Here is a 25,880-nt window from a genome sequence, read left to right as displayed (position 1 = left end):
CTACACTCACCCTTTATTCAAAATTTTCTTTTGCCTCTTCCCACAATTGATCGAGCTCTTCAAGTGAAAGTTCATTCATACTCTTTCTCGCAGTCCTCACACGTTTTTCCATCTCAGTAAAACGATTTTTAAACTTCGCATTCGTTTTTCGAAGAGCATCTTCTGGATCAACTTTATAAAAACGAGCTAAGTTCACTAGGACAAAGATGATATCTCCTAGCTCTCGCACCATCTTATCCTTATTTCCATTCTCAATTTCTTGCTTAAATTCATCTATCTCTTCAAATAATTTACTCCAAATCGGTTCAACTTCGTCCCAATCAAAACCGACCTTCGCCGCTTTTTTCTGCAGCTTCTCTGCCACCATCAATGTAGGTAGATCTTTTGGAATTCCATCCAAAATAAACTCTCGATTTTCATGGCTTTTTTCAGCTAGTTTGATTTGATTCCAATTATCTACCACTTCTCCTGCATGAGCAACTGTTTTGTCTCCAAATACATGCGGGTGTCGTCTAATCATTTTTTCTGAGACCGACTTTACAACATCTTGAATCGTAAACCAACCTTCATCTTCACCGATTTGTGCATGCAACATGACTTGCAATAACACATCGCCAAGCTCTTCGATGAGGTGATCATCATCCTCTTCATCAATGGCTTCTAGCACTTCATATGTTTCTTCCACTAAATACTTCTTAAGCGATTGATGGGTCTGTTCCCGGTCCCAAGGGCAACCATCTGGACCTCTTAATGTCGCAATTACTTGACGAAGTTTTGTGAATTCACCTGTTAGCAATTCCTCTTCCTTCACTGGCGGAACGTACACAGCCGTCAGATTATTTAACGTCGTTACGCGGTCTAACTCATAGAGCGGCACACGTGTTAATTGTTCAGCAGCAGACCCCACAGAGGTTGCCACAGTTACTTCATAATCATCTGGCAATCTCTCCATTAACGTCAGCTTTACATCTGAGGCAATCATTGCATCATATACTTGAACAATAATGATATGGTGCGTAATTTGAAGTTCATCTCGGTTGAGCGATGTGCCGTCTACCACTTGTAAACCTTCGATCGGATCAATTTTTAAGGCGTTGTACATAGGATCAAGAAAACTTTGTCCTCCTAGGAACTGTAGCTCTATATCGTGCCCCTCTGCGGCTTCTAGTAATAACTGCACCGTACGTTCTGCAACAAATGGATGTCCAGGAACCGCGTAAGTAATCGATGTAGACTTCGCACGTGAGATTAATTGGTTTACGATTTCTTCGTATACTTGCTCAAACTGATCATGCTTTTCATAAACATCATCAAATGACTGAAACGTTACTCCCTCAGCTTCTAAGCTTGTTAATACCGGATGATCTGCTGTTCGCACATACAATGCATCGCTTTGTTTTAAGTGCTTATACATTCCTAGTGGTAATTGCTCTAGATCTCCTGCACCTAACCCAATCACATGAATTTTCTTCATGATGTACACCTCTTACTTTCTACGCAATACATTGCGCAATTTATTTAGTTTCGGGACCGTCTCCCATTCATGATTTGTCATAAATGGCCAATAAATAAAACATGCAACCATAACTATTCCACCAACCGATACGGTAGACAGTGCAGTAATACTTGCCACATAACGGCTTCCATCAAAAGGAAGAACGAGTTGTAAGCCTATTTGCCAGCTAACCGTACAGAGAGCCAGAAGAGTAAAAGTTGCAAGAGTCCAGTAATAAAATGATCGATCAGCAATGAGCCCGCGCTGTAACTTTTTTAAAGCGATCAACTGTATACTAGCCATTAGCGCGGTGGCTAGTACCGTAGCTAGTGCAGCCCCTAACGTACCAATAAACGGGATCAATAAAAGGTTCAAACACAGTTTTACCACAATTCCAAGCGCCATCACATGTGCAGGAACATGCACGCGACCATACCCTTGCAAAATAGCCGAAGTTATTAAATAAAGAGAACTAAAAAATATCGCTAAAGATAGCACCGCCAAAACAAAAGAACCATCAACGCTACCATACAGCATCATATTCGTCGGTTGAATAATGCTTATTAAACCAACCGATGCTGCTCCACCAATAAGAATCGTTAATCTCAAAGCGACATCTTGGTATAATCGAGCTTTGCCTTTCTCCCCCGTTGATAACGATTTAGCTAAAAGAGGAACAAGGGTTAAAGAAAATGTCGTTGTAACAATCGTCCCTAACTGTAACAACGGTTGTCCCCGATCATAAATTCCTTTTTCGGTAAATGCCTGCACATCTCGCAACCCATACCCTGCAAGCGATGGAACAACTGTAAAGGCATCGATAAATTGGAAAAAAATAAAGAGAAGTGCACTGATACACACAAAAATCCCTTGTTTAATAAGAATTGAATGAATACGCCAGATGTCCCTAAAAGACGCACCACGGACTTTGAACCACTCTTGCCAAGAAACACCTCTTGATAAGAAAATCAATACCACAACGCCCGTTATACCACCTATAAGTGATCCGTAAATCGCCCCAATCGCCACGTCGTACGGACTGCCCGTTTGACCTACGATCATAACAACAAATACAAGGATCATTGTCACACGAACAAATTGCTCACTTATATGTGAAATTGCCGTTGGAGTAAGTCGTTGTTTTGCTTGATGATACCCTCTCCCTATACTCAAAAAGGGCATAAGCCAAAACGTTAAGGCGACTGCACGGATCGGAGCGACTAAATTGATATCTCCCATCGCCATAGCCACAAGTGGTGCAGTCAGATGCAAGCTCCCCCACAAGAGTGCCGCAAGAATAAATAAACTATAAAATGAAACAGCCATCGTTAACCTAGCCTGATCGTAACGTGCCTTTGCCTCTTGCTCGGCAATATGTTTTGAAAGAACGACAGGAAACCCATACATCGACACCAACATGACAAATCCGTAGAATGGATACAACTGTTGGTATACATAAAACCCAACATCCCCAGCGATATTTTGATATGGGATTCGATACGCTGCACTTAACACTTTCGCAAATAATGCAGCTGCACTAACAGCGATTGCCCCCTTCATAAGTTGACGACCTTTACTCTCTTGCAAAAAAAAGCATCCCCCTCTATGTATAAACCTTCTCTTATCATACTGAAATTGTCATCATTCGCCAAGTTACCAACCATGCATCGCTGTTTGGTACAGATAAAAAGCTTGTCTCCATTTTTTAGAGACAAGCTTTCGTATTAATGTTCCATTTGACGAGCTAGGAAACTAGCCGCTGTTTCAGCAAGCTTTTGCTCGAGTGAACCACTTAAACTTTGTTCTTTACTAAAGATAATAACAGCTCCTATTGGATCGCCATTTGCGATAATCGGCGCAATCACATACCCTTTTAATTCACCCGTATGGTCACCAACTAAGTTATATTCACCCGCATTCGTTTCAACCTTGGACTTACGTTCCTCCAAAGCTGATTCAACTACCTCACCAATTGCTTTATTTTGAAATTCTTTTTTGGATGCTCCTGCTACCGCGATAAATGTATCACGATCAGCAATTAATACATTGTGATTTAAGCTATCATATAATGCCTCAGCATACTCTTTTGCAAAGTCGCCAAGTTCTGAGATCGGCGAGTATTTCTTTAAGATCACTTCCCCATCACGATCAACAAAAATTTCTAAAGGGTCGCCTTCACGTATGCGAAGAGTTCTGCGAATTTCTTTCGGGATAACGACACGTCCTAAGTCATCAATACGTCGTACTATGCCAGTTGCTTTCATGCTGTTGTGCCCCACTTTCTAAAGGTGTAATAGTCTTGGTGTACCAACATAATCATGATTGGTCAATCGCTTCATACCTCTATTATCCGTTTAATAAAAAGAACTATTCACCATTTCATCAATTTGTTTGGCTTAGCAACCTACATCTACATGAATAAAAAAAGGGGACTCGGCAGTTATATTACAACGTATGACCGGTTGTTTGTTTACGACTTTTAGGAATGCTTGTTGCAATTGTTTCGATAATCGTTAGCAGTTCATCATCATGTAGACTCTTTGTTTTAATGACGAACTTAATTTTATCTCCTGCTGTCCCTAGGGAAACATCACGTCCTAACGTATGGGCCACTTCAAATAACATGGCTCCATCCATTTGGGTGGAGGTCTCTTTTGACAGCAAGATCTCTACTTGGTTTTTCACTTCCACTACCGACTCAATACGTTCTTGATTTGAGCGAAGCTTGATCTCTGTTAAACGCAAAAGATACTCGACTTGTTTCGGATATTCTCCGAAACGGTCAAACATCTCGTCTTTAAGGTCAGCTAACTCTTCTAATGTCTCAATCCCTTTAAAACGTTTATACATCTCAATCTTTTGCTTTGCATCTTGAATATACGATTCTGGAATATACGCATCAATCTTCACATCGAGCTCCACATTAAACGTCGGCTCTTTTGATTGATCACCTTTACGTTCCTCAATGGCTTCTTTCAACATTTGTGAGTAGAGATCAAAACCAACCGACTCAATGAATCCATGTTGTTGAGCCCCCAACAAATTCCCCGCTCCGCGAATCGTCAAGTCACGCATCGCAATCTTAAATCCTGAGCCAAGCTCTGTAAACTCCTTAATCGCTTGCAACCGTTTCTCTGCAACTTCTGTCAGCACCTTGTCTCGCTGATATGTGAAGTACGCATAAGCTACTCGATTAGAACGTCCTACACGACCTCTAATTTGATACAACTGCGACAACCCCATCTTATCAGCATTATTAATAATTAACGTGTTGACATTTGGAATGTCTACGCCCGTTTCGATAATTGTTGTGGTTACTAACACATCGCTGTTACCTTCAAGAAAATCGAGCATAATTGATTCGAGTTCCCGCTCATTCATCTGTCCGTGCGCAAATGCGACCTTGGCATCTGGTACAAGCATCGAGATTTCTGCTGTCATTCGCTCAATGTCTTCTACACGATTATAAAGGAAGTACACTTGTCCCCCACGAGTTAACTCGCGCTCAATCGCTTCACGAACGAGTGAGGCATTATACTCAACGACGTATGTTTGCACAGGAAAACGGTTCTCTGGTGGCGTCTCAATGACAGATAAGTCACGTACACCCAGCATCGACATGTGAAGCGTTCGCGGAATTGGTGTAGCTGTTAATGTAAGCACATCAATATTGGCTTTTAGTTGTTTAATTTTCTCTTTATGCGTAACACCAAAGCGTTGTTCCTCATCAACAATTAATAACCCAAGGTCTATAAAGGTTAAGTCCTTAGATAACAGACGGTGCGTCCCAACAACCAGGTCGACTGATCCAGCCTTCAGACCTTTTAACGTCTCATTTTGTTCCTTTCTTGATCGGAATCGACTAAGGACTCCAATGTTAATCGGAAACTCAGAGAAGCGTTCCTTGATCGTTTCGTAATGTTGCTGTGCCAATATCGTGGTCGGGACTAGAATAGCGACTTGCTTTCCATTCATGATTGCTTTAAATGCTGCACGAATCGCCACTTCTGTTTTTCCATAACCAACATCCCCACAAAGAAGACGGTCCATCGGTCTTTCTTTCTCCATATCTTCTTTAATCTCTTCAATAGCACGTAATTGATCTTCGGTTTCTTGATAAGGGAAAGTTGCCTCAAAGTCAGCTTGTTCGGAGCCATCTGTTGAGTAGGCGAAACCTTTGCTTGCCTCTCGTTCCGCGTATAGCTTGATCAAATCATCTGCAATATCTTCCACCGATGATTGAACACGCTTCTTAACTTTTTTCCAATCACTTCCACCAAGTGCATAAATTTTAGGATCTTTTTCTTCTGACCCTACGTATTTTTGGACTTGATCAATTTGCTCAACGGGCACATATAACTTATCATCACCTGCATAGCGCAAATGGAGATAGTCTTTGTGCAGTCCGTTAATTTCAAGAGTTTCTACTCCTAGATACTTTCCGATACCGTGGTTTGTGTGAACAACAAGATCCCCGACCTTTAGTTCGGAGTAACTTTTGATTCGCTCTGCATTTGAAAGCTTTTGTTTATTTCGCTGGACGCGTTTTTGTTGCTTTGCGTACACTTCCTCTTCAGTAATCACGACTAGTTTATGTGCAGGTAATTCAAATCCACTATTAAGCTGACCGACCATAAGATGAACGGTATTCTCAGTTAACTCTGTTGCCCGCTCAACAATATGAGCGTCAATTCCCTCTTCATCAAGATTTAAGGCCAGTCTTGAAGCCCTATCTTTTGATCCTGAAACAAAAACAACTGCATAACCTGCTTTTTCCCAACGTTTCACTTCGGATTGAAGCAATTGCATTTGTCCATGAAAGTTTTGCATTGATTTACAAGTGAAATTCACAACATTTTCAGGTTTAGTAGAGGGCACATGTTTTAAAAATAACGATAAATAAATTAACGAATGAGAGGATTGCTTCAAAGATTCAATTGGATCAAGCGCCATCGTCACGTCATGAACAGTTTCACCTTGCCCAAGTAAAGCAATACTCCACTCAGCTTCTTCTTTCTCGAGGTTATCGGCCATCTCTTTCACTCGACTCATCTCATCAATGATAATAAGTGCATCGTCCGGTAAGTATGATAAAATTGAGCTTTTCATTTCGTAGTAAAAAGACATGTACTTGTACATCCCTTGGAAGCTCGTTTTCTGTTTCAACTGGCCAATTTCATAGGAGATATTTTGAGATAGCTTTTCTTTCGTTTGCTTTGCTTTTACTTTTTTCAGTGTGGCTGATAACTGCTCGGTTAAACGATTGGCAGCATGCTCGTAGTGCCGCTCTAACAAAATGACTTCTTCAGCAGGACCAATGATGATCTCTTTTAACTCTTGAACCGAACGCTGTGTTTCAATAGCGAAGGTACGAATTGAATCGATCTCTGTATCAAATAATTCAATACGAATTGGATTTCTCTCTGTTAATGGATACACGTCAATGATCCCACCACGAACACTAAATTCTCCAGGTGAAGAAACCATATCAACTCGCACAAACCCCATCATCACTAACTGATTCATCATATGGTGGATCTCGCCAATATCTGTACCAACAGTAACCGTCCATTGACTCTCTTTCCAAAGATGTTTCGGTGGAAGAAGACGTCTCACCCCAGCTAGAGGTACAATGACGATTCCTTTAAAGTCATGAACTAACTTATTAAGAACTTCTAGTCGTTGTGATTTCATCTCCGGGCTAGCAATCGCAATTTCCGAGGAAATCAACTCATTTACTGGATAGAGGTGTACACTCTCATCCCCTACTAAATCGATTAAATCATTATAGATCTTTTGGGCTTGAAATAAATTATGTGTAATGACTACTTGTGTTCGTTTTGTCTCTTTATAAAGTGAGGCCATTAAGAGCGTGCGTCCTGACCCCGTTAAACCAGAAAGTAATTGTTCTCTCATCCCAGCTTCTACAGCCGTTGAAACCGCTTTAACCTCGTCATTCGCAAGAAAGTAATTTTGTAATCCTAACATGCCGTTCCCCCTGTTATAAAGCGCCTAATCTATCTTGCTTTATGCTACTTTTTATTATATGCATCAATACTAATCAACTTCTATAAAGAAAAGATAATAAATAAATATAAATAACCAACGATATATTTCAAAGCTCTCTCTACACTAGTTCGACTTTGCTTTTCTCTTCCCTGCCCATTTATTAATTTCAAAACAGAAAAAACGCTTTGGCTCAAGCACCAAAGCACTTCCTGTTCTATTTACTGAATAAACGTATCTAACTCGTAGAAAATAGGATTTCTCATCAACGCTTCTTCACAATCTTCACAAACGACTTGAACATGAATATCTCCGTTATTTTCATACTTCAAAAATTCTTGACGTTCCTCGGATGTTAATGTATGAAAACCTAATGTTGCAGCGTTAGAGTATTCACTAATCTGACCTACTTTTGTTTGACAGTGGCGACACTTATAGTGAATCGTCATCCATAGTCCTCCTTATGTGAAACTGTTTAATATACAAACAGTATGATCACATGTAAGGCGTGCTATGCACAAAATAATTAGTTGAATTGATTCATCACTTCTAAAAATGACTTATCTGTCCATGCTTCGATTGCTTTAGATGCTTGAATAATCGACTCACTCATAGCTTGACGTTCATCAGGGCGATACGTTCCAAGCACATAATTCACAATCGGCTCACCATCTTTCGGGCGATCAACCCCGACACGAATTCGCTTGAATTTTTCTGTACCTAAATGCTGTATCAATGACTTAATACCATTATGACCACCTGCACTCCCTTTTTCACGCAAACGAATTTTCCCGGTTGGTAAATCAAGATCGTCATAAATGACAACTAAATCATCAATACCAATTTGATAATAATCTAATAAAGGTCGAACTGACTCTCCTGAGAGGTTCATATACGTAAGTGGCTTTAGAAAAAAAACTTTTTCTCCATTGATGATCTTTATACCAAATATCCCTTTAAATTTAGATTGATTTAGTTCTACTCCTAGTTCCTTAGCGCAATAATCAATGATATCAAATCCAATATTATGGCGAGTTCCGGCATACTTAGCACCTGGATTCCCTAGTCCAACAACTACTTTCACGCTCTCTCCACCTTCCTAGTCTATAGAAACGCCCTAAAAAGGTATAACCATATGGTTATACCTTCTCAGTTTCTTAAACAAGTACTATTCTTTATTTGATTCGCCAATTACTTCGGGTTCAACATCTTCAGACTCTTCGTCTTCAGGCTCTTCAGCCACTGTTGGTGGTTGAACCGTTACAATCGTCTCTTCATCTTCGTTATTAATCTCGACAGAAAGCTTATTTCTTAGTTCAGAAATTTGAATAGAATCTCCAATCTGCAATTCAGAAACATCAAGTTCAATTTCCTCAGGGATGTCAGCTGGTAGAGATTTAACTGAAACCTCATACATTAGGTGTGTTAACACGCCACCTTCTTTAGCTCCAACTGATTCCCCCGTTAATCGAACAGGAACATCCGCATCGATTTCTGACTTCATATCAACTTCAAAGAAATCAACATGCACGTATTCGTTTTTAAGTGGGTCAACTTGTAAGTCATGAACCATTACTTGATGTTTCTTGCCATCAACATTTAAAGAAAATAATCCATTCTTACCTACTTCTCGAACCGTTTTTAAAAACTCTACACCGTCTACAGAAACAGGCTTACTATTAATTTTGTTGCCGTATAAAATTCCTGGCACATGTCCATCTTTTCTAATTTGTCTTGTTGCAGAACCTGTTAGATCTGTACGTGGATTAGCTTGTAAAGTTATTGCCATTTTTTATCACCTCTAATTAGATTCCATTGCTCTATATCTTGTGTTCCCTAATTAACCTAGTTTGAAACAACTTTCTAAAAATTCAGTGCAAAAATCACCTAAAAAACTTTATTCACTATCTATCGCGCAATCGTCTAAATCGACAACTCAATCAAATAACTTACTAACAGATGCGTGCTCATGCACACGAATGATTGCTTCTGCCATTAGCGGCGCAATCGATAACGGCGTAATTTTGTCAATTTGTTTATCTTTTTCTAAAGGAATTGTGTTTGTAACGACTAATTCTTTAATATTTGAATTATTAATACGCTCAATTGCCGGGCCAGATAATACTGGATGTGTACAGCAAGCATATACTTCCTTAGCTCCATGCTCCACTAATGCATTGGCCGCAAGTGTAATCGTACCAGCTGTATCAATAATATCGTCAATGATGATTGCTGTTTTACCTTCAATGTTACCAACGATGTTCATGACTTCGGCTACATTCGGCTTAGGTCGACGTTTATCAATAATCGCAATCGTTGCTTTTAGACGGTCAGCCATCTTACGTGCACGTACAACTCCACCGTGATCAGGTGAAACAATCACTAAATTATCTAATTGCTTCTCTTCAAAATAATTCGCTAAAATTGGTACACCCATAAGTTGGTCGACTGGAATATCGAAGAATCCTTGAATTTGTGATGCGTGTAAGTCAAGTGTTAACACACGTGTAGCACCTGCTTTCTCAAGTAGGTTTGCGACAAGTTTCGCTGTGATCGGTTCACGCGCGCGCGCCTTACGATCTTGACGGGCATATCCATAATAAGGAATGACGATATTAATGGTTTTAGCGGAGGCACGTTTAAGAGCATCGATCATAATAAGAAGCTCCATAATATGCTCATTTGCAGGAGCAGAAGTTGATTGAATTAAGTACACATCACAACCACGGATGCTTTCCTCAATGTTAATTTGAACTTCGCCATCGCTAAAGCGAGTAACGGAACTCTTGCCCATAGGAACCCCAATATGTTCTGTGATTTCATGCGCTAAGTCTTTATTCGAATTCAATGTAAATACCTTTAAACTTGGATCACCATATTTAGCCATTATTTATACCCTCCTGAAATTAGATCAACACGTTACTCATTGATTCATTGCTCGCATACACTTGCTTATTTCTTTTGGTAACCCTCTTTATTCGTTTGACGAGCACGCGCAATCGATAACGCCTCACCAGGTACATCCTCTGTAATGGTCGAACCCGCAGCCACTAATGCTTTCTTCCCTACAGTAACAGGTGCAATTAAATTAGCATTACAACCAATAAATGCCCCATCTTCAATTTTCGTTAAGAATTTATTTTTGCCATCATAGTTAACCGTTACAGCACCACAACTGAAGTTCACATCAGCACCAACCTCAGCATCCCCAATATAACTAAGATGCGAAGCTTTACTACGATCTCCTAATGTCGATTTCTTTACTTCAACAAAATTGCCAATACGTACTTCGTTACCAATTTTTGTTTTAGGACGTATATGAGCAAATGGTCCGATCGTTACCTCGCAGCCAATCTCACTATCATGGATCACTGATTGACGAATACTCGTTTCGTTCCCAATCGAACTATCTTTTATTTCAGAGTGCGGGCCAATGAAACATTCTGTACCGATTTTCGTTTTTCCTTGTATGATCGTTCCAGGGTAAATCACTGTATCTGGTCCAATTTCAGCATCCGTTGAAATGTACGTGTTAGACGGATCAATAATTGACACACCTTGACGCATCCAATGTTCATTTGTGCGTTGTTTCATGAACTGCTCCGCTTGTGCAAGAGCCACTCGATCATTCACACCTAGAGTTTCATTAAATGAAGTCGTTTGGTAAGCAGCGACCACTTCGCCACTCTGTTGTAAAATCTCAATGACGTCTGGTAAGTAATACTCACCTTGAACATTGTCATTTCCAACATTCTTTAACGAAGCAAATAGCGCTTCATTATCAAAACAATAAGTTCCTGTGTTAATTTCTGTTAGACGCTTCTCTTCTGCTGTTGCGTCCTTATGCTCAACAATTCGTTCAACAAGCCCTTCGTTGTTACGAATAATTCGACCATACCCTGTTGGGTCCTGTGACTCAGCAGTTAAGATTGTCGCTTTAGCTCCTTCTTGTTCATGATGAGCCAATAGCTTTTCGATCGTATCTGCTGTCAGTAATGGTGTATCTCCACATAAAACAACTGTGACACCTTGCTTACCTGCAAGAATACCCTCTGCTTGCATCACAGCATGACCTGTCCCTAATTGTTCTAGCTGAGTCGCATACTTTACTTGATCGCCAAGTTGAGTTTGTACAACCTCTGCTCCGTGCCCAACAATTGTAACGGTTTCTTCAAAGCCAAGTGCTAAGACTTGATCAACGACATGTTGAACCATTGGTTTCCCATTAACTGGATGTAATACTTTATATAGCTTAGACTTCATTCTCGTTCCTTGCCCAGCTGCTAAAATAACGGCAAAACGACTACTCATGATTTCCCTCCAGATGTTCCTTTTTCCATTACGAATATATCCTAAAACGCTTGTCTTTTCAAGGACTGTTCGTTAGATGTCTCATCGATTACATGTCATCTCATGCAACTTTTAGGGCAGGTCGTTCTTATATTTGACAAAATGTGTCGGAGTTTGAAGTCAATACCAATCATAAAAAAACTATTTTCACAACAAAAAAAGACCTACCTTTTTTAGATAGGTCTTCATTCTTTAAGACGCCCCTGCTTCCTCGTACTCTACGCCCTCTAACTCACCAGCACGTTCATATTCGGTAAGGACGGCTGACTGAATTTTGTCACGAGTGCGAGAAGAAATAGGATGTGCAATGTCTCTAAATTCTCCATCTGGCGTACGTTTACTCGGCATCGCTACAAATAAACCATTGTTTCCGTCAATCACACGAATGTCATGAACAACAAACTCATGATCAAATGTAATGGATGCGATCGCACGCATTCTACCTTCTGTATTGACTCGTCTTAATCTCACGTCTGTCACCTGCATGTTGTCACCACCTAATTAAGTAGATAATTCATGCTATATAAATTCGATTAAAAAGATTGAATCCCTTCTTTTAAATAGAAAATTTACAATCTTTTTTCTATTTAAATGTGACAAAATTAAAAAGACTTAGCGCATTGGCTAAGTCTTTTTAATTTAATCATTTATTTCACTAGAGCAATGACTTCAATTTCAACAAGTACATCCTTTGGTAAACGAGCCACTTCAACACATGAGCGTGCAGGCTTGTGTGTATCAAAATACTCACCGTACACTTCGTTAATACGAGGGAAGTCATTCATATCCTTAATAAAGACCATTGCTTTTACAACAGAGTCTAGAGAAGCTCCAGCTTCAGCTAAGACAGCTTTTAAGTTACTAAACACTTGATGTGTTTGTTCTTCAACCGTGCCATTAATAAGATCTCCACTTGCCGTTAATGGGATTTGACCTGAGCTGTAAAACATATTATTTACAATAATCCCTTGTGAATAAGGTCCAATCGCATCTGGTGCACTATTTGTGTGAACTACTTTCATCATAAATCCTCCTCCGCAATCGGTACAAGTTTTTCTAATATATTTCCCGGTTCTACTGTAATGGATTTCTCACGTACATTGACTTCAGACACGCGAGTGACCGACATATATTCATCAACTAGACGTTCTTCAACACCCACCGATTCGACTAATACACCGATCCCTACTAGTTCAGCTTGGAACTCTTCTAACAAATCCATCATACCACGTATCGTTCCACCAGCCTTCATAAAATCATCCACAATAAAGACTCGAGATCCTGGGGCTAGGCTTCTTCTAGCTAAAGTCATCGTCTGAATCCGTTTAGATGATCCAGAGACATAATTAATACTTACCATCGAACCTTCTGTAACACGATGGTCTCGTCGAACAATACTAACTGGGACGTCTAAGTACTGTGCCACTGCATAAGCAAGAGGAATACCCTTTGTCGCCACCGTCATGACGGCATCAATATTCTTATGGGCCAATACCGAAGCAAACAACCTACCAACTTCCTGAATAAAACGCGGACTCCCTAAGAGGTCCATCATATACAGGTAGCCACCTGGTAAAATCCTTTCTGGAACAGCTAATTGATCAATTAACTTATGAATCAGCTCACTCGCTTCTTCTTTGCCGACTTTCGGCATGTACTTTACGCCGCCACTAGCTCCCGAAATGGTTAAAAGTGTTCCATACCCTACTTGCTCAAAGATCTCTTTAACAATGACTAAGTCTTCACTAATAGAAGATTTCGCCGATTGGTAACGTTCAGAGAAATACGTGAGCGAAATGACTTCATGCGGATGTTGAAGCAAGTAATAAGTCATATCAACAAGCCGTCCACTGCGTTTAATTTTTTTCATACTACCCCCACCAAAACCGAATATTTTAACTAAATATAACATTTTTATACGGTTTTAAGCAAGCTTACTACGAACGAATTAACCTTACAGCATAAACATCAGTGCAGAATCCACGCAACCCATTATAGACACGGTGTAACCTAGATTGTTTTTGCACAAGGCCGAACACTGTTGGTCCACTGCCGCTCATTAAAACACCATTAGCCCCGAATCGTTGCATTTGTTCTTTGATATGGCGAACATCCGGATGCAAGTCCAAGGTCACTGTCTCAAGAACATTATGTAGATTCGCACAGATTGCGTTGAAGTCTTGCTGCTTGATTGCTTCAATCATTTTTTCCGTATTAGCATGTTCAATTTGATCGACCTTTAACCGTTTATACACATCAGCGGTTGAAACCCCCATCGGTGGCTTAGCTAAGATGACCCAACAAGGAGGAGGGGAATCAATATGTTTAATAATTTCTCCCCGCCCTGTGGCTAAAGCTGTTCCTCCGTACACACAAAAAGAGACATCTGAGCCAATCTCTGCTCCTAGTGTCGCTAACTCATCCATACTGAGTCCCAGTGACCAAAGTGTATTTAACCCCTTTAAAGTAGCTGCCGCATCGCTGCTTCCACCAGCAAGACCTGCTGCAACAGGGATGCGTTTCGTAATATAAATAGAGACACCTTGCTTCACTTGGTACTTTTCTTTTAAAAGAGCTGCTGCCTGATACGCTAAATTGCGTTGATCACTTGGTACAAATCCTTCTGAAACCTCTACGTTAATTTTTCCGTCCTCTGTAGAAGTTAAATCGATCCGATCAGCCAAATCAACTGTTGTCATAATCATTTCGACTTCATGATAACCGTCTTCTCTTTTCCTGATTGCATCTAACGATAAATTAATTTTAGCAGGAGCTTTAACTGAACATTTCACCTTCGTCACCTTCTATACTATCCATTTGCTTACGTTATTTTATCACTAGTTTAACCAACATACCACCGCAACTACAACTTCATACATAAAAAACATAGCTAACAAAATAAAAGCCGAAGCAATAGGCTCCGGCTGTCGTTGTCTTCTTATTTTGATTGTTGTTGATTAACTAATTGGTTCTCTGCGATCTCAATTGCTCGCTTGACCATGTTTCCAGCGTCTTTGGAGCGAATTCCGCCCCAACCTTCCTGTTGAACGGTATCATAAAAGCCAAGCTCTTTTGCTAGCTCTTCTTTAAACTGATACGACATAACGCTACGTCTTCTGCTCATAACCAAACAACTCCTTTTAAGAAGTAAGATCAACGACAATCTTAGCATGTGCGCTAAAATAAAAAACATGACTCCCTAATGCTGGGCATTAGAAAGTCATTCTAGTTTAACTCTATGTTGGAATCACTTAGGAGCTATTGCGTTTTCACCATCATCACAAAGCAGAAGTTCTACCGTTTCAGTCAAAATATCTGCGTAGCTATACGATACTCGTTCAAAAGCGTTTTGCTGTTCATCTAACTTAATGATAAAAACCGAAGGGTATGTTTCTTCTAGAAGACCTGAACGTTCCATCGTTTTGCGACGACCACCGTTTGCCTTAATTGTAATCCGTTTCCCAATATTGGCATCTAGTGCACGCTTAATGTCTATCAACGTTTTTCCCATTATAACAACCCACCTCACTCTTATGATATAGTTTAGCACATAAGTTATTTTTTGTCAAATAAATTTTAAATTATATCAACTGGACATAATTATTGTCAATGCTTTCAACGAAATCCGTGTAACTATTTTTTCTCACTCCTTATTCTATCTAAATTCGTCTAAAATATGTATGCAATAAAAAATAAGCCATATCTGCATTTTTCCGCGCAGATATGGCTTATTTTATTATGAAGCTCGATTGCTCTTTCTTTTTCTCTTTAAATTTTGAGTAATCCGATCAAGCATGATCGCAAGGATGACAATAGCAAGTCCTGCTTCAAACCCTGTACCAATTCGGATTTGTGATACAGCTCGGTAGACATCAGATCCTAGCCCCGGTGCACCGACAAGCGATGCGATAACGACCATTGATAAAGCCAACATGATCGTCTGGTTAATCCCAGCCATAATTGTTGGCATCGCTAAAGGCAGTTGTACTTTCAACAACTTTTGCTTTGTTGTTGAACCGAATGCATTGGCCGCTTCCACTAAGTCGCTAGGCACTTGCCTAATCCCTAAGTTCGTCAGACGAATCGTCGGCGGCATGGCAAAGATAATGGATGAGAAAATACCTGGAACCACACCAATTCCAAAGAATAAAATAGATGGGATTAAGTACACAAAGGCAGGCATTGTTTGCATGAAGTCTAATATCGGTGTTACAACTCGTTGCACCGTATCATTTTGCGAAGCCCAAATACCAATTGGAATACCGATCAGGACACAGATAATAACCGACGTTAAGATTAGAGCAAGTGTTTGAATCGTTCCGTCCCAATACCCCATGTTCCAAATAAGTAATAACCCAGCAAATGTAAAGACCCCAAGCTTCCATCCGCTTGTCCACCAAGCAATCGCAGTAAATAAAGCAATTAAAATAATTGCCGGAATTCCCCCAAGTGTGTCGACCACGAAAGAAACGTAACCACTAATAATCATCGATAAAAAGTCAAGAAATCCACCAAATTGATCATTAATCCATCGAATGAAGGTGTCCATCCAATCTCCTAACGGTATAGAGGGTATATTATTCATTAATCATCTCTCCTTCATTCAACCCTTGTTTGTCACCAGCAAGCGCACCAATGACGCGACCTCGTACCACAATCCCGACTAATCGACCTTCTTCGTCTACTACAGGCAGTGGAAGTGGCGATTGGGTCATCTTCTCAAAGATCTCATCTAAGATAGTGTCTTGGTGTACAAACGGTAAGTTTTTTATCATAATGTCTTCAAGCTTTAATTGTTGTTTAATGGCTTCAGCTGCATCATCGGCTGTGACTGCACCTAGCAATTTCTTTTTCTTGTCAACAATATACACACTTGAATACCCTTCATTTTTCATCAGTTCTAGTGCCACACGAGGGCCCCGATCAATCTGAAGAGTTTCAGGTCGCTTCATTACTTTTTGAGCCGTGAGAACTTTTGATAAATTAACATCCTCGACAAATCGTTCAACGTAGTCATTGGCTGGATTCATCATAATTTCTTCTGGTGTCCCGATTTGTACAATTGATCCATCCTTCATTAGCGCAATACGATCACCTATGCGAAGAGCTTCGTCTAAGTCATGGGTAATAAAAATGATCGTTTTCTCCATCTTCTCTTGAAGCTCTAACAACTCATCTTGCATATCTTTTCGGATTAATGGGTCAAGTGCACTAAAAGCTTCATCCATCAATAGAATATCCGGCTCATTTGCTAAGGCACGTGCAAGTCCTACACGTTGCTGCATTCCTCCACTTAATTCATTCGGATAACTTGCTTCATAGCCTTTTAACCCAACTAACTCTAATGATTTTCTCGCTCGTTCCTCAATCTTCGTCTTATTAATCCCTTGTACTTCTAATCCGTACCCCACGTTTTCCAAAACGGAACGATGAGGAAACAACGCGAATTTCTGAAAGACCATTCCCATCTTCTCGCGACGAAGCTTGCGGAGTTTTTCTGGTTTCATGTCTAGAATATTTTCACCATCAACTAAGAGTTTTCCGCTCGTTGGATCAATTAATCGATTAAACATTCGTACTAGAGTGGATTTTCCACTACCTGACAGACCCATGATTACAAATATTTCACCAGGGTATACTTCAAATGAAGCTTGATTCACCCCGATCGTGTTCGCAGTTTGCTCTAGGATTTCTTGCTTGGATTTTCCTTCCGAAAGCATTGATACTGCCTTCTTTGGCGTAGGTCCAAAGACTTTCGTAACTTTCTCGACTGTTATTTTCGGTTTCAACTTCTTACACCATCCTATCGTTTTTCTACATTTGACAATTAGTGCAAATAGATTATTCTCTATTCTCACTCTCTTCAATTACCTTTATGCACGCACTTTTTCAGACACAGTATTACAGTTTACCCTTTAAATACAAATTGTACAAATCTTATGTCTCAATACTTATGAGTTTTATCTTTTTGATTATGTAGCTTACTTGACATTAACATCCAGTATCTATAGAATGCCTATTTGTCGACAAATTGATTTTTCAAACAAAAGAAAAGGGGTTAATGAACAATGAAGAAATGGTTAAAAATGACTACGGCTATCTTATCAGCATCTGTCATCCTAGCTGCTTGTGGCGATGGTGAATCAACTGGTTCAGACGATAGCAAAGGCACGTTAAAAGTTGGCTTAAACAACTGGGCAGAGAATGTTGCTGTCTCAAATATGTGGAAGGTTGTTCTTGAAGAAGAAGGATACGATGTCGAACTAAATGAGTTAGACAAAACTCCAGTTTGGGCAGGACTTGCTCGTGGAGATCTAGATGTAGCTCCTGAAGTTTGGTTACCTATTACAGATGAACCATTGTACGAAGAATACGGTGATGATGTTGAGCTACATGAGATCTGGTACGAAGGTACAGGCCTTGGACTCGCTGTCCCAACTTACATGGATGAAATAAATACAATTGAAGACTTAGCTACGAAACAAGATGAGATTGATCTCGATCAAATCGTTGGTATTGATGCTGGTGCTAGTCTTATGCAACTCACTCATGATGCAGTTGATGAATATGAGCTTCCATACTCGCTCATTGAGAGCTCTGAGCCCGCAATGATCATTGAATTAGAAAGTGCGTATAATAACCAAGAAAATATTGTTGTCACGGCTTGGAACCCACATTGGATCTTTTCTGAATATGACCTTAAATACTTAGAAGATACAGATCTTGTTTACGGTGAAGCTGATGATATTTATTGGATGTCACGTACTGGTTTCACGGAAGATTTCCCTGAAATTGTTGAATGGTGGAATGAGTGGTACATGAATGATGACCAACTAAGTGAGTTAATGGCTGTCATTAACGAAGTTGGAGACCCTGCTGAAGGTGCTGAGCAATGGGTAGATGAAAACCGCGATCTCATTAACGAGTGGATCGGTTCAGCTGAATAAGACACATATAAGAGCACCAGTCATTCTGACTGGTGCTCTTGTTTTATTGGCATTCCACGTCTCATCACTCCGCGCGTCTCAATTCCACCTAAACCTTTTTCTCCTGTAATCGTATTACGAAGGACTTCCCAAAGCCCAATTCGATCCATAAATGACGTTAAGCTCGCCTTAGCAGCAATATAGACTGGATCGAGCGCATGGATATTCACTCGCTCAGGTGAACTAGCAAAATTGGCCCCCGCTCGAATTAACGTTTCAAAATGAGACTGACAGGCCCCCGCAAAGATCACTAATTCATCTCGATGAGCGACATGCTTTCTAGCAATCCTCACACATTCTGCAAACTGTTTCGTATGGCGATAAGAACGAAGGTCGTCTTCATCTCCTTTTCCTTTTAAAAAGGCATCATGGCCCGTGATGACCACTATATCAGGTTGAACCATTTCTAATAAGGATGCAATTTGTCCTGGCATTTCTGTTTCTGTTACGTGAACCCCGTAAACAGGCACACCTAGCTTCTCATATAACTCAATACATTTTCGTAAGTAAAGTGGATCGCCATCTATATGGAGCACACGTCCACGCATCTCAAAAAAAGAAGCCTCCACTTCATAGCCCGATGTAGACTCAAATTCATTGCGCTCTTTCATTAATTTGGCGTCTTGACGAAAGAGTCGGTAAGAATTTATTTCTTTCTTCACCACTTCTTCTCTTCGTTTAGCTCTCTCTTCTTCTGAAATAGGAACTAGATCACTAAGTGGTGCATCAGCCCATAACCTCATCTCTTCCCCAACTAGTTCTATTGTTTCTCCCATGATTTTCTGCACACGAAATAACAAGTCACAATTGTAGGAAAGCCGAGCTACAATATCACCAATTTTCACCTTCACCGGCACTTCCCCCTCTCAACTCAGACTATGTAAGTTGAAAGGAAACGGTGCTAAAGTTGGAGCTTTTTATACAAGGCATCACTCAAGAGACCAAACTCATCTATTGATAATGTTTCTCCTCGTCTTTTCGGATCAATATTCGCTTCAGCTAATGATTGCTCAATCTCAGCTTTTTGATCTTTTGAAGCTAGATTGTGGATTAAGTTGTTTAAGATTGTTTTTCGACGGTTAGCAAAACTCGCATGGAAAACCTTAAAGAAATAGGCTTCATCAATGACATCGACGGCAGGAGTTTCCCTGATCGTCAATCGTAATACCGCCGAATCAACTCGCGGTTGTGGAATAAAGACTGATGCTGGTACCATCAATACTTTTTCAGCCTTAGCATAGTATTGAGCGGCAATAGATAATGACCCATAATCTTTTGTTCCGGGCTTGGCGGCGATCCGATCAGCTACTTCCGCTTGGATCATGACGACAATTCCTCTAATCGGCAACTTGAGTTCTAGTAATTTCATAAGGATTGGTGTTGTCACATAATATGGCAAGTTGGCTACGACCATTAAGTCTTGCCCCTTTTTAAAGTGAGTACTAATAGCTTCTTTAATGTCTGCTTTTAATACATCCGAGTGAATCACTGAGACGTTATCATACGGAGACAATGTATCTTCAAGTACTGGTAACAATCGTTGGTCAATCTCAAAGGCAACAACTTGATCGACACGTTTAGCAAGCTGTTCTGTTAACGCACCAATACCTGGACCAATCTCTATTGTACCTGATGTTTCATCTACTCCTGCGGCATCAACAATATTACGCAGAACATTTGTATCAATTAAAAAATTTTGCCCCAAACTTTTCTTAAAGCTAAATCCATATTTTTTTAAAATTTCTTTCGTTCGTATCGGTGTGGCGATATCTTTCATCATGATTGTTCCTCCTTGTACACTTTTAGAAGCGCTTCTTTAAATTCTGACTCTGAAATACGAAACGTATGAAGTCGTTTTAATAATTGCTTTCCATTGGCATACCCAATTCGAAGATGTACTCCTAAACGTTCGCGACGTAATTTAGCGCTTGGTCCGCCTACAAGTCCCGCTGCATGCAAATCTTCCCATGTAACGGATTCTAGAGGCTCTATGTATGGTTCTTGGAGGTGGCTTAAAGCTAAACGCACAGCATCAATAGACGCATTCTCGACGCCAAGGTCATCTCCATTTTTTGAAATGGCTTCCGCTTTTGGTAAAAAAGCATGCTTACAACCAGGCACATGCTCGCTTACGATCTTACGAATTCTTTCCCCTGGATAATCTGGATCAGTTAAAATGATGACACCTCGACGCTCTTTCGCTAATCGAATTCTTTCTAAACAAGCCTGATTCACTGCCGATCCATTCGTTTCAATCGTATCAGCTTCTACAGCTCGCTGAATCGCTACCGTATCGTCTCGCCCTTCAACGACAATGACTTCTTTAATCTTCATCTACGAACTCCTCGCTCCCGATCTTATCGATCCTCATTTCTATGATCTTTATATTGTAGACTTTTTTTTCACAAAAAAAAAGCACAGAACGACGACGCCCTGTGCAGATAGGTTGTTACATAGACATTAATTTAAGATTGTAATTTTTACCGATTTCCGTCCCCAACGTCTTGCTTCATCCTTTGTCGGAACGTGAACATCGATCTTATTCCCTTTAATAGCACCACCAGTATCCCCTGCAATAGCCGTTCCGTATCCTTCTACGTGAACACGTGAGCCGAGCGGGATCACACTTGGATCCACAGCAATAACTTTCATATTTCGATTGTTATTCAGATTAATCCCTGTAGCTGTCACGCCAGTACAACCATTACAAGAAGCTGTATAAGCTGTTGCCGTGACCGTCATGGATCGCCCGTTACTTGCTTTAGATTCGCTGCTATTGTTTGATGCAGTGTTGGTACTAGTATTCGAACTTGGGTTAGCAGAACGAGATACCGTTTGTGGAGCTGGTCTCGTACCGACAGCAACTACACGGTCCTTACTTTCTTTTACCGTCTCCGTCTTCACAAGTTCGCGAGAAATCTCTTCACCATCTTCAAAGATCACTTCATAATGCTTATTGACTTGACCTTCTTCACCGGTATTAACGACTTTCTCTTTTCCGTTCTCGAGGTCATTATCTCTTTGTGTCACCGTTCCAAATGCAACGGTCTCTTCCACAACATCGGTGACTTTTTCTACTCGTATCACTCGAATATCTGTTGCTTCGTCTAAGCGCTCTTCTAGCGCAGGTTCGACTCGGTCAAGCTCTCCTAATGAAACACTTTCTTTCTCTAAAAAGTCAGCGACAGTCGTCGAAGTTGTCCAAAACTCATGTTGTTCACCGTCACTATTAAGCTCAACTTGAAAAGCAGATTCATAGTTTACTACTAAATCATCAGTAATCGTCGTGTGAACTGCTGGTTCAATTTGATCATGCTCTGTGTATGCAATATTTAGCTCGTGTAACAGCCCTTCTACATCTTCCGTAGCGGTCCACACGTCTTGTTCTTTACCATCAATTGTTACAGCCACTTTTTTTGCAGGCTGCCACACAACATGCATATTGCCATCAATTTCCGTATATAAAGATGGTTCAATATGATCATACTCTTTAACATCCCACTCTTGCTCCATCATCAATTCAGCAACGGTTGATGCATGCGTTTGTACGGTTACTTCTTCTTCTTCAACCATAACCGTTACCGTCGCCTTCGTCGTCTCATATACTGCGTAAATGATTACGCTAACGAAGAGAATAATACTTATGACGGAGATGACTAGTTTCATTCCAAATCCAACATTTGGAAGAACTTGGCGTGTTTTTGCTTCCATGTCATCCATTCCTCCTTCTCAACGTTCGAATTATAAACAGTCTACCTCCTTCTTGTCAACTTATTAAAACAGGTTCTGTTGCCACATCTTCCTAATTATCTATTAAAAATGCGGCATTGAAAACCCAAACTACTCGACACGTCCACTCTATGCAAAGCTTCGCCTGTGTAGAACAAGAACGAATCTTATTAAAGTTAGACAAGCCCATTCACTAGACGACAACATTAGCTATCGAATCTTGACAAAAAGTTTTTTTGCATTGGCCGTTGTTTGTTCGGCAATTTCTTCTAAACTAACTTCCTTTAACTCGGCAATTTGCTCAGCTACTAGTTTTACATAGGCAGGTTCATTGCGTTTTCCTCGATAGGGGTGAGGAGCCAAATAAGGACAATCTGTCTCAATTAATAACTTATCAATCGGAACTTCCTTTGCGACTTCTTTTGGTCTTTTCGCATTTTTAAACGTAACGGGTCCCCCTAGTGAAATATAGAAGTTCATGTCTAAACAAAGTTTAGCAATTTCTACACTTCCTCCGAAACAGTGCATAATTCCACCGACTTCAGCTGCTCCTTCTTCACGCAAAATATCAACAATATCTTGATCTGCTTCACGGTTGTGAATAATTATTGGTAATTTCGCTTTTTTTGCAAGCTGAATTTGTTTCTTAAATACTTCTTTTTGTACCTCTTTTGGTGACTTATCCCAATGGTAGTCAAGCCCCATCTCACCTAGTGCAACGACTTTTGGGTGCGCCGCGAGTTCTTCTAACCATGCAAGGTGTTCCGCCGTCATATCGATTGCATCGACCGGATGCCATCCTACTGCCGCATAAAGCATGTCATACTTCTCGACCAAATAAAGCGCTCGGTTAATCGTTTTTTCGTCAAACCCAACAACAACCATATTTGAAACGCCCGCACTCATTGCTCGTTCGATTACTTCTTCAAGGTCCTCTTCAAACTGATCTGCATTTAAATGAACATGTGTATCAAATAACATTCGTTCAAATCCTCCTATTTTCCTTCTTATTCCTATTCTTTATACTCTGTAGTTTCCTTATACAGGAAGATAAATTATGTTAGAAAAACAAATAACAAAGAGGCTTGGACAAAAGTATTTTAAAACCTAGAAGTTCGAACGTGGATGAAGGTAGCTGTATATAAACCGCCCCGGAAATGAAATTCATGTTCTTCTTCTTAGTTTTTTTACTAAGTTATGTCTTAGCCTCTTTGTTTATTGTTGGTTTATTTCACTTGTGCTCCGTTTGGTAAGCTTCCATCAATCGTAGCTAGCTGTAGCTTTTTGCCTTTTGATCCTGCTAAGATCATACCTTGTGATAATTCTCCGCGTAGTTTTACTGGTTTTAAGTTTGTAACACAGATTACTTTTTTTCCAACTAATTCATCTGCAGAATAGTATTTTGCAATACCAGAGACAACTTGGCGCTTTTCATACCCTAAGTCAAGTTGGATTTTAAGCAACCGATCGGCTCCTTTAACAGGCTCAGCCTCAAGAACTTCAGCTACACGTAGTTCAACTTTTGTGAAATCATCGATCGTGATCTCCTCAACTTCAGGAATGTCAGGCTTTTTCTCTTCTACTTTCTTTGATGCTTCTTCTGTCACAACGACTCCACCCATTTTCTCGACAATATAACCAACTTCTTCTTTTGCATCTAGACGCGGGAAGATTGGTTGACCAATTTCCACTTTCGTTCCTGCTTTAATTTGTGCGAATCCTGCCAGTGACTCCCACGTTGTCGCCTCTTCTTGTAAGCCGAGTTGTTTCCACATTTTCTTTGGTGTTTCCGTTAAGAACGGCTGAATTAAAACCGAGACATAACGCAAGGATTCTGCTAAATGGTACATGACAGAGCCCAGCTCTTCTTTTTTGGACTCATCTTTTGCCAGCATCCATGGCTGTGTTTCATCAATGTATTTATTTGTACGACTAATTAATTGCCAAATAGCTGTTAAGGCAACGGAGAATTCCATTTCTTCCAGGGCATTCTCAACCTTCGTTACCGTAGCATTCACCAAATCTAAAAGCTCAGAATCAAATGGCGTTGCGTCCTTTACATAGTTAGGAATTTCACCATTGAAGTATTTATTAATCATTGCTACTGTTCGGTTTAATAAGTTTCCAAGATCATTCGCTAAATCATAGTTTACACGCTCAACAAAGCCTTCTGGTGTAAATACACCATCTGAGCCAAATGGAACTTCACGTAGTAAGTAGTAGCGAAGAGCGTCTAGCCCGTAACGATCAATTAACGTTTCAGGGTCCACAACATTTCCTTTTGACTTCGACATCTTTCCGTCTTTCATCAGTAACCAACCGTGAGCGAATACTTTCTTTGGTAAAGGTAAATCAAGTGCCATTAGCATAATTGGCCAGTAGATCGTATGGAAGCGAACAATTTCTTTTCCAACTAAATGAACATTCGCTGGCCAGTACTTCTGATAGGCTTCATCATTATCTTGGCCATATCCTAAAGCTGTAATGTAGTTAGAAAGAGCATCAATCCATACGTAAACTACATGCTCAGGGTTACTTGGTACTTGTACTCCCCATTTAAATGATGTACGAGAAACAGCTAAATCTTCTAAGCCTGGCTTAATAAAATTATTAATCATTTCATTACGACGAGATTCCGGTTGAATAAACGTTGGATGATCTTCATAAAACTTCAACAACCGATCTGCGTATTTACTCATCTTAAAGAAGTACGATTGTTCACGAACTTTCTCTACAGGGTGGCCGCTATCAGGACTTTTTCCGCCAGTGATTTTTCCATCTTCATCTCGAATAGGGTCAACAAGCTGAAGTTCTGTATAGAATGTTTCATCCGGAATCGAGTACCATCCTTCGTATTCATCTAAGTAGATATCTCCTTGCTCTAGTAAACGTTCAAATATCGCTTGTACCACTTTTTTATGACGATCTTCGGTCGTACGAATAAAATCATCATAAGAAATGTCGAGTTTCTTCCATAGTAATTGAATATCTGCTACAATCTCATCGACAAACTGTTGCGGTGTTAATCCTTTTTCAGCTGCTTTTTGTTCAATCTTCTGACCATGTTCATCCGTGCCTGTTAAGTAACGAACATCAAATCCTCTCAAGCGTTTGTAACGCGCCATAGCATCTCCAGCTACAGTTGTGTAAGCATGTCCAATATGTAACTTTGCACTTGGATAATAAATAGGTGTAGTTAAATAAAATGTTTTTCTTTCACTCATATCCTCAAATCCTCTCACTTGTTTTAAACATGACAAAAAGCCCTCATCCATATCGGGACGAGAGCATATCTCACGTGGTACCACCCAACT

The 25,880-nt window shown here is 40.2% G+C and carries 24 protein-coding genes and 1 other annotated feature (1 of these 25 only partly in view); of the genes, 1 reads left to right on the top strand and 23 read right to left on the bottom strand.

What is annotated here, in order from left to right:
- Positions 1-13: 13 nt before the first annotated feature.
- The 17 genes from mazG to CDZ88_RS15435 all read right to left on the bottom strand — a co-directional run bounded on the left by mazG (position 14) and on the right by CDZ88_RS15435 (position 17,640).
- Positions 14-1,474, bottom strand: coding sequence for a bifunctional methyltransferase/pyrophosphohydrolase YabN (gene mazG, locus CDZ88_RS15515; protein ID WP_198507873.1), 1,461 nt, complete (start codon positions 1,472-1,474; stop codon positions 14-16).
- Positions 1,475-1,486: 12 nt separating this feature from the next.
- Positions 1,487-3,082 carry a polysaccharide biosynthesis protein gene (locus CDZ88_RS15510; protein ID WP_100374389.1) on the bottom strand — a complete coding sequence of 532 codons (1,596 nt, stop codon included), beginning with the start codon at positions 3,080-3,082 and terminating at the stop codon, positions 1,487-1,489.
- 137 nt (positions 3,083-3,219) lie between these two features.
- Positions 3,220-3,759: a stage V sporulation protein T gene (spoVT, locus tag CDZ88_RS15505; protein ID WP_100374388.1), complete on the bottom strand. Its 540-nt coding sequence runs from the start codon at positions 3,757-3,759 to the stop codon at positions 3,220-3,222.
- Positions 3,760-3,940: 181 nt separating this feature from the next.
- Positions 3,941-7,483: a transcription-repair coupling factor gene (mfd, locus tag CDZ88_RS15500; RefSeq protein ID WP_100374387.1), complete on the bottom strand. Its 3,543-nt coding sequence runs from the start codon at positions 7,481-7,483 to the stop codon at positions 3,941-3,943.
- 239 nt (positions 7,484-7,722) lie between these two features.
- Positions 7,723-7,950 (bottom strand): anti-sigma-F factor Fin family protein, encoded by a 228-nt coding sequence (locus CDZ88_RS15495; protein WP_100374386.1) that lies wholly within the window; start codon positions 7,948-7,950, stop codon positions 7,723-7,725.
- 77 nt (positions 7,951-8,027) lie between these two features.
- Entirely contained in the window at positions 8,028-8,585 is a 558-nt protein-coding gene (gene pth / locus CDZ88_RS15490; RefSeq protein ID WP_100374385.1) for an aminoacyl-tRNA hydrolase, read from the bottom strand.
- An 84-nt stretch (positions 8,586-8,669) separates the two neighbouring features.
- Positions 8,670-9,290, bottom strand: coding sequence for a 50S ribosomal protein L25/general stress protein Ctc (locus CDZ88_RS15485; RefSeq protein ID WP_100374384.1), 621 nt, complete (start codon positions 9,288-9,290; stop codon positions 8,670-8,672).
- 147 nt (positions 9,291-9,437) lie between these two features.
- Positions 9,438-10,391: a ribose-phosphate diphosphokinase gene (locus CDZ88_RS15480; RefSeq protein WP_100374383.1), complete on the bottom strand. Its 954-nt coding sequence runs from the start codon at positions 10,389-10,391 to the stop codon at positions 9,438-9,440.
- 62 nt (positions 10,392-10,453) lie between these two features.
- A complete protein-coding gene (gene glmU, locus CDZ88_RS15475) occupies positions 10,454-11,812 on the bottom strand; it encodes a bifunctional UDP-N-acetylglucosamine diphosphorylase/glucosamine-1-phosphate N-acetyltransferase GlmU (RefSeq protein ID WP_100374382.1) in 1,359 nt (452 codons plus the stop codon).
- A gap of 231 nt (positions 11,813-12,043) precedes the next feature.
- The gene (gene spoVG, locus CDZ88_RS15470) at positions 12,044-12,337 is read right to left on the bottom strand and encodes a septation regulator SpoVG (RefSeq protein ID WP_100374381.1); all 294 of its coding nucleotides are present in this window, start codon (positions 12,335-12,337) and stop codon (positions 12,044-12,046) included.
- Between the two features lie 161 nt (positions 12,338-12,498).
- Entirely contained in the window at positions 12,499-12,876 is a 378-nt protein-coding gene (ridA, locus tag CDZ88_RS15465; protein ID WP_100374380.1) for a 2-iminobutanoate/2-iminopropanoate deaminase, read from the bottom strand.
- Positions 12,873-13,721, bottom strand: coding sequence for a pur operon repressor (purR, locus tag CDZ88_RS15460; protein ID WP_100374379.1), 849 nt, complete (start codon positions 13,719-13,721; stop codon positions 12,873-12,875). Before purR ends, ridA begins: the two co-directional genes overlap by 4 nt.
- Positions 13,722-13,788: 67 nt before the next feature.
- A complete protein-coding gene (gene ispE, locus CDZ88_RS15455; RefSeq protein ID WP_100374378.1) occupies positions 13,789-14,643 on the bottom strand; it encodes a 4-(cytidine 5'-diphospho)-2-C-methyl-D-erythritol kinase in 855 nt (284 codons plus the stop codon).
- A 146-nt stretch (positions 14,644-14,789) separates the two neighbouring features.
- Entirely contained in the window at positions 14,790-14,975 is a 186-nt protein-coding gene (locus CDZ88_RS15450) for a small, acid-soluble spore protein, alpha/beta type (protein WP_100374377.1), read from the bottom strand.
- Between the two features lie 123 nt (positions 14,976-15,098).
- Positions 15,099-15,362 (bottom strand): biofilm formation stimulator Veg, encoded by a 264-nt coding sequence (gene veg / locus CDZ88_RS15445; protein ID WP_100374376.1) that lies wholly within the window; start codon positions 15,360-15,362, stop codon positions 15,099-15,101.
- 225 nt (positions 15,363-15,587) lie between these two features.
- On the bottom strand, positions 15,588-16,436 hold the full coding sequence (locus CDZ88_RS15440) for an ABC transporter permease (RefSeq protein ID WP_100374375.1): 849 nt from the start codon (positions 16,434-16,436) through the stop codon (positions 15,588-15,590).
- A complete protein-coding gene (locus CDZ88_RS15435) occupies positions 16,429-17,640 on the bottom strand; it encodes a quaternary amine ABC transporter ATP-binding protein (protein WP_232718678.1) in 1,212 nt (403 codons plus the stop codon). Before CDZ88_RS15435 ends, CDZ88_RS15440 begins: the two co-directional genes overlap by 8 nt.
- Before the next feature lie 279 nt (positions 17,641-17,919).
- Between CDZ88_RS15435 and CDZ88_RS15430 the strand changes: the two genes are divergently transcribed.
- Positions 17,920-18,798, top strand: a complete 879-nt coding sequence (locus CDZ88_RS15430; RefSeq protein WP_100374374.1) for a glycine betaine ABC transporter substrate-binding protein — start codon at positions 17,920-17,922, stop codon at positions 18,796-18,798.
- A gap of 20 nt (positions 18,799-18,818) precedes the next feature.
- Here the strand turns inward: CDZ88_RS15430 and yabG are convergent, their stop codons facing one another.
- The 6 genes from yabG to metG all read right to left on the bottom strand — a co-directional run bounded on the left by yabG (position 18,819) and on the right by metG (position 25,790).
- A complete protein-coding gene (yabG, locus tag CDZ88_RS15425) occupies positions 18,819-19,688 on the bottom strand; it encodes a sporulation peptidase YabG (protein WP_100374373.1) in 870 nt (289 codons plus the stop codon).
- A gap of 50 nt (positions 19,689-19,738) precedes the next feature.
- A complete protein-coding gene (gene rsmA, locus CDZ88_RS15420; RefSeq protein ID WP_100374372.1) occupies positions 19,739-20,617 on the bottom strand; it encodes a 16S rRNA (adenine(1518)-N(6)/adenine(1519)-N(6))-dimethyltransferase RsmA in 879 nt (292 codons plus the stop codon).
- The gene (rnmV, locus tag CDZ88_RS15415; RefSeq protein ID WP_100374371.1) at positions 20,614-21,171 is read right to left on the bottom strand and encodes a ribonuclease M5; all 558 of its coding nucleotides are present in this window, start codon (positions 21,169-21,171) and stop codon (positions 20,614-20,616) included. The genes rsmA and rnmV overlap by 4 nt, the downstream gene beginning before the upstream one ends.
- 126 nt (positions 21,172-21,297) lie before the next feature.
- Complete coding sequence (locus CDZ88_RS15410) at positions 21,298-22,548, bottom strand: G5 and 3D domain-containing protein (protein ID WP_100374370.1); 1,251 nt, start codon at positions 22,546-22,548, stop codon at positions 21,298-21,300.
- Positions 22,549-22,776: 228 nt separating this feature from the next.
- Positions 22,777-23,547 carry a TatD family hydrolase gene (locus tag CDZ88_RS15405; RefSeq protein WP_100374369.1) on the bottom strand — a complete coding sequence of 257 codons (771 nt, stop codon included), beginning with the start codon at positions 23,545-23,547 and terminating at the stop codon, positions 22,777-22,779.
- 245 nt (positions 23,548-23,792) lie between these two features.
- Positions 23,793-25,790 carry a methionine--tRNA ligase gene (gene metG, locus CDZ88_RS15400; RefSeq protein ID WP_100374728.1) on the bottom strand — a complete coding sequence of 666 codons (1,998 nt, stop codon included), beginning with the start codon at positions 25,788-25,790 and terminating at the stop codon, positions 23,793-23,795.
- 50 nt (positions 25,791-25,840) lie between these two features.
- Positions 25,841-25,880: a binding site (T-box leader), on the bottom strand; it runs 199 nt beyond the window's last position.

Source organism: Bacillus sp. FJAT-45037 (assembly GCF_002797325.1).
GTDB lineage: Bacteria > Bacillota > Bacilli > Bacillales > Bacillaceae_D > Alkalihalophilus.
Note: the sequence above shows the minus strand (reverse complement) of the source record. Positions and strands in the feature narration are given on the sequence as shown.

Coding starts and splice junctions, on each gene's coding strand:
- rsmA (WP_100374372.1), bottom strand. CDS start 20,617: ATGATGAAAGATATCGCCACACCGATACGAACGAAAGAAATTTTAAAA.
- CDZ88_RS15485 (WP_100374384.1), bottom strand. CDS start 9,290: ATGGCAATAACTTTACAAGCTAATCCACGTACAGATCTAACAGGTTCT.
- spoVT (WP_100374388.1), bottom strand. CDS start 3,759: ATGAAAGCAACTGGCATAGTACGACGTATTGATGACTTAGGACGTGTC.
- metG (WP_100374728.1), bottom strand. CDS start 25,790: ATGAGTGAAAGAAAAACATTTTATTTAACTACACCTATTTATTATCCA.
- CDZ88_RS15430 (WP_100374374.1), top strand. CDS start 17,920: ATGAAGAAATGGTTAAAAATGACTACGGCTATCTTATCAGCATCTGTC.
- ridA (WP_100374380.1), bottom strand. CDS start 12,876: ATGATGAAAGTAGTTCACACAAATAGTGCACCAGATGCGATTGGACCT.
- CDZ88_RS15405 (WP_100374369.1), bottom strand. CDS start 23,547: ATGTTATTTGATACACATGTTCATTTAAATGCAGATCAGTTTGAAGAG.
- CDZ88_RS15450 (WP_100374377.1), bottom strand. CDS start 14,975: ATGAGCAGAAGACGTAGCGTTATGTCGTATCAGTTTAAAGAAGAGCTA.
- spoVG (WP_100374381.1), bottom strand. CDS start 12,337: ATGCAGGTGACAGACGTGAGATTAAGACGAGTCAATACAGAAGGTAGA.
- CDZ88_RS15410 (WP_100374370.1), bottom strand. CDS start 22,548: ATGGAAGCAAAAACACGCCAAGTTCTTCCAAATGTTGGATTTGGAATG.
- mazG (WP_198507873.1), bottom strand. CDS start 1,474: ATGAAGAAAATTCATGTGATTGGGTTAGGTGCAGGAGATCTAGAGCAA.
- CDZ88_RS15440 (WP_100374375.1), bottom strand. CDS start 16,436: ATGAATAATATACCCTCTATACCGTTAGGAGATTGGATGGACACCTTC.
- veg (WP_100374376.1), bottom strand. CDS start 15,362: ATGGGAAAAACGTTGATAGACATTAAGCGTGCACTAGATGCCAATATT.
- rnmV (WP_100374371.1), bottom strand. CDS start 21,171: ATGAAGATTAAAGAAGTCATTGTCGTTGAAGGGCGAGACGATACGGTA.
- CDZ88_RS15495 (WP_100374386.1), bottom strand. CDS start 7,950: ATGACGATTCACTATAAGTGTCGCCACTGTCAAACAAAAGTAGGTCAG.
- mfd (WP_100374387.1), bottom strand. CDS start 7,483: ATGTTAGGATTACAAAATTACTTTCTTGCGAATGACGAGGTTAAAGCG.
- purR (WP_100374379.1), bottom strand. CDS start 13,721: ATGAAAAAAATTAAACGCAGTGGACGGCTTGTTGATATGACTTATTAC.
- glmU (WP_100374382.1), bottom strand. CDS start 11,812: ATGAGTAGTCGTTTTGCCGTTATTTTAGCAGCTGGGCAAGGAACGAGA.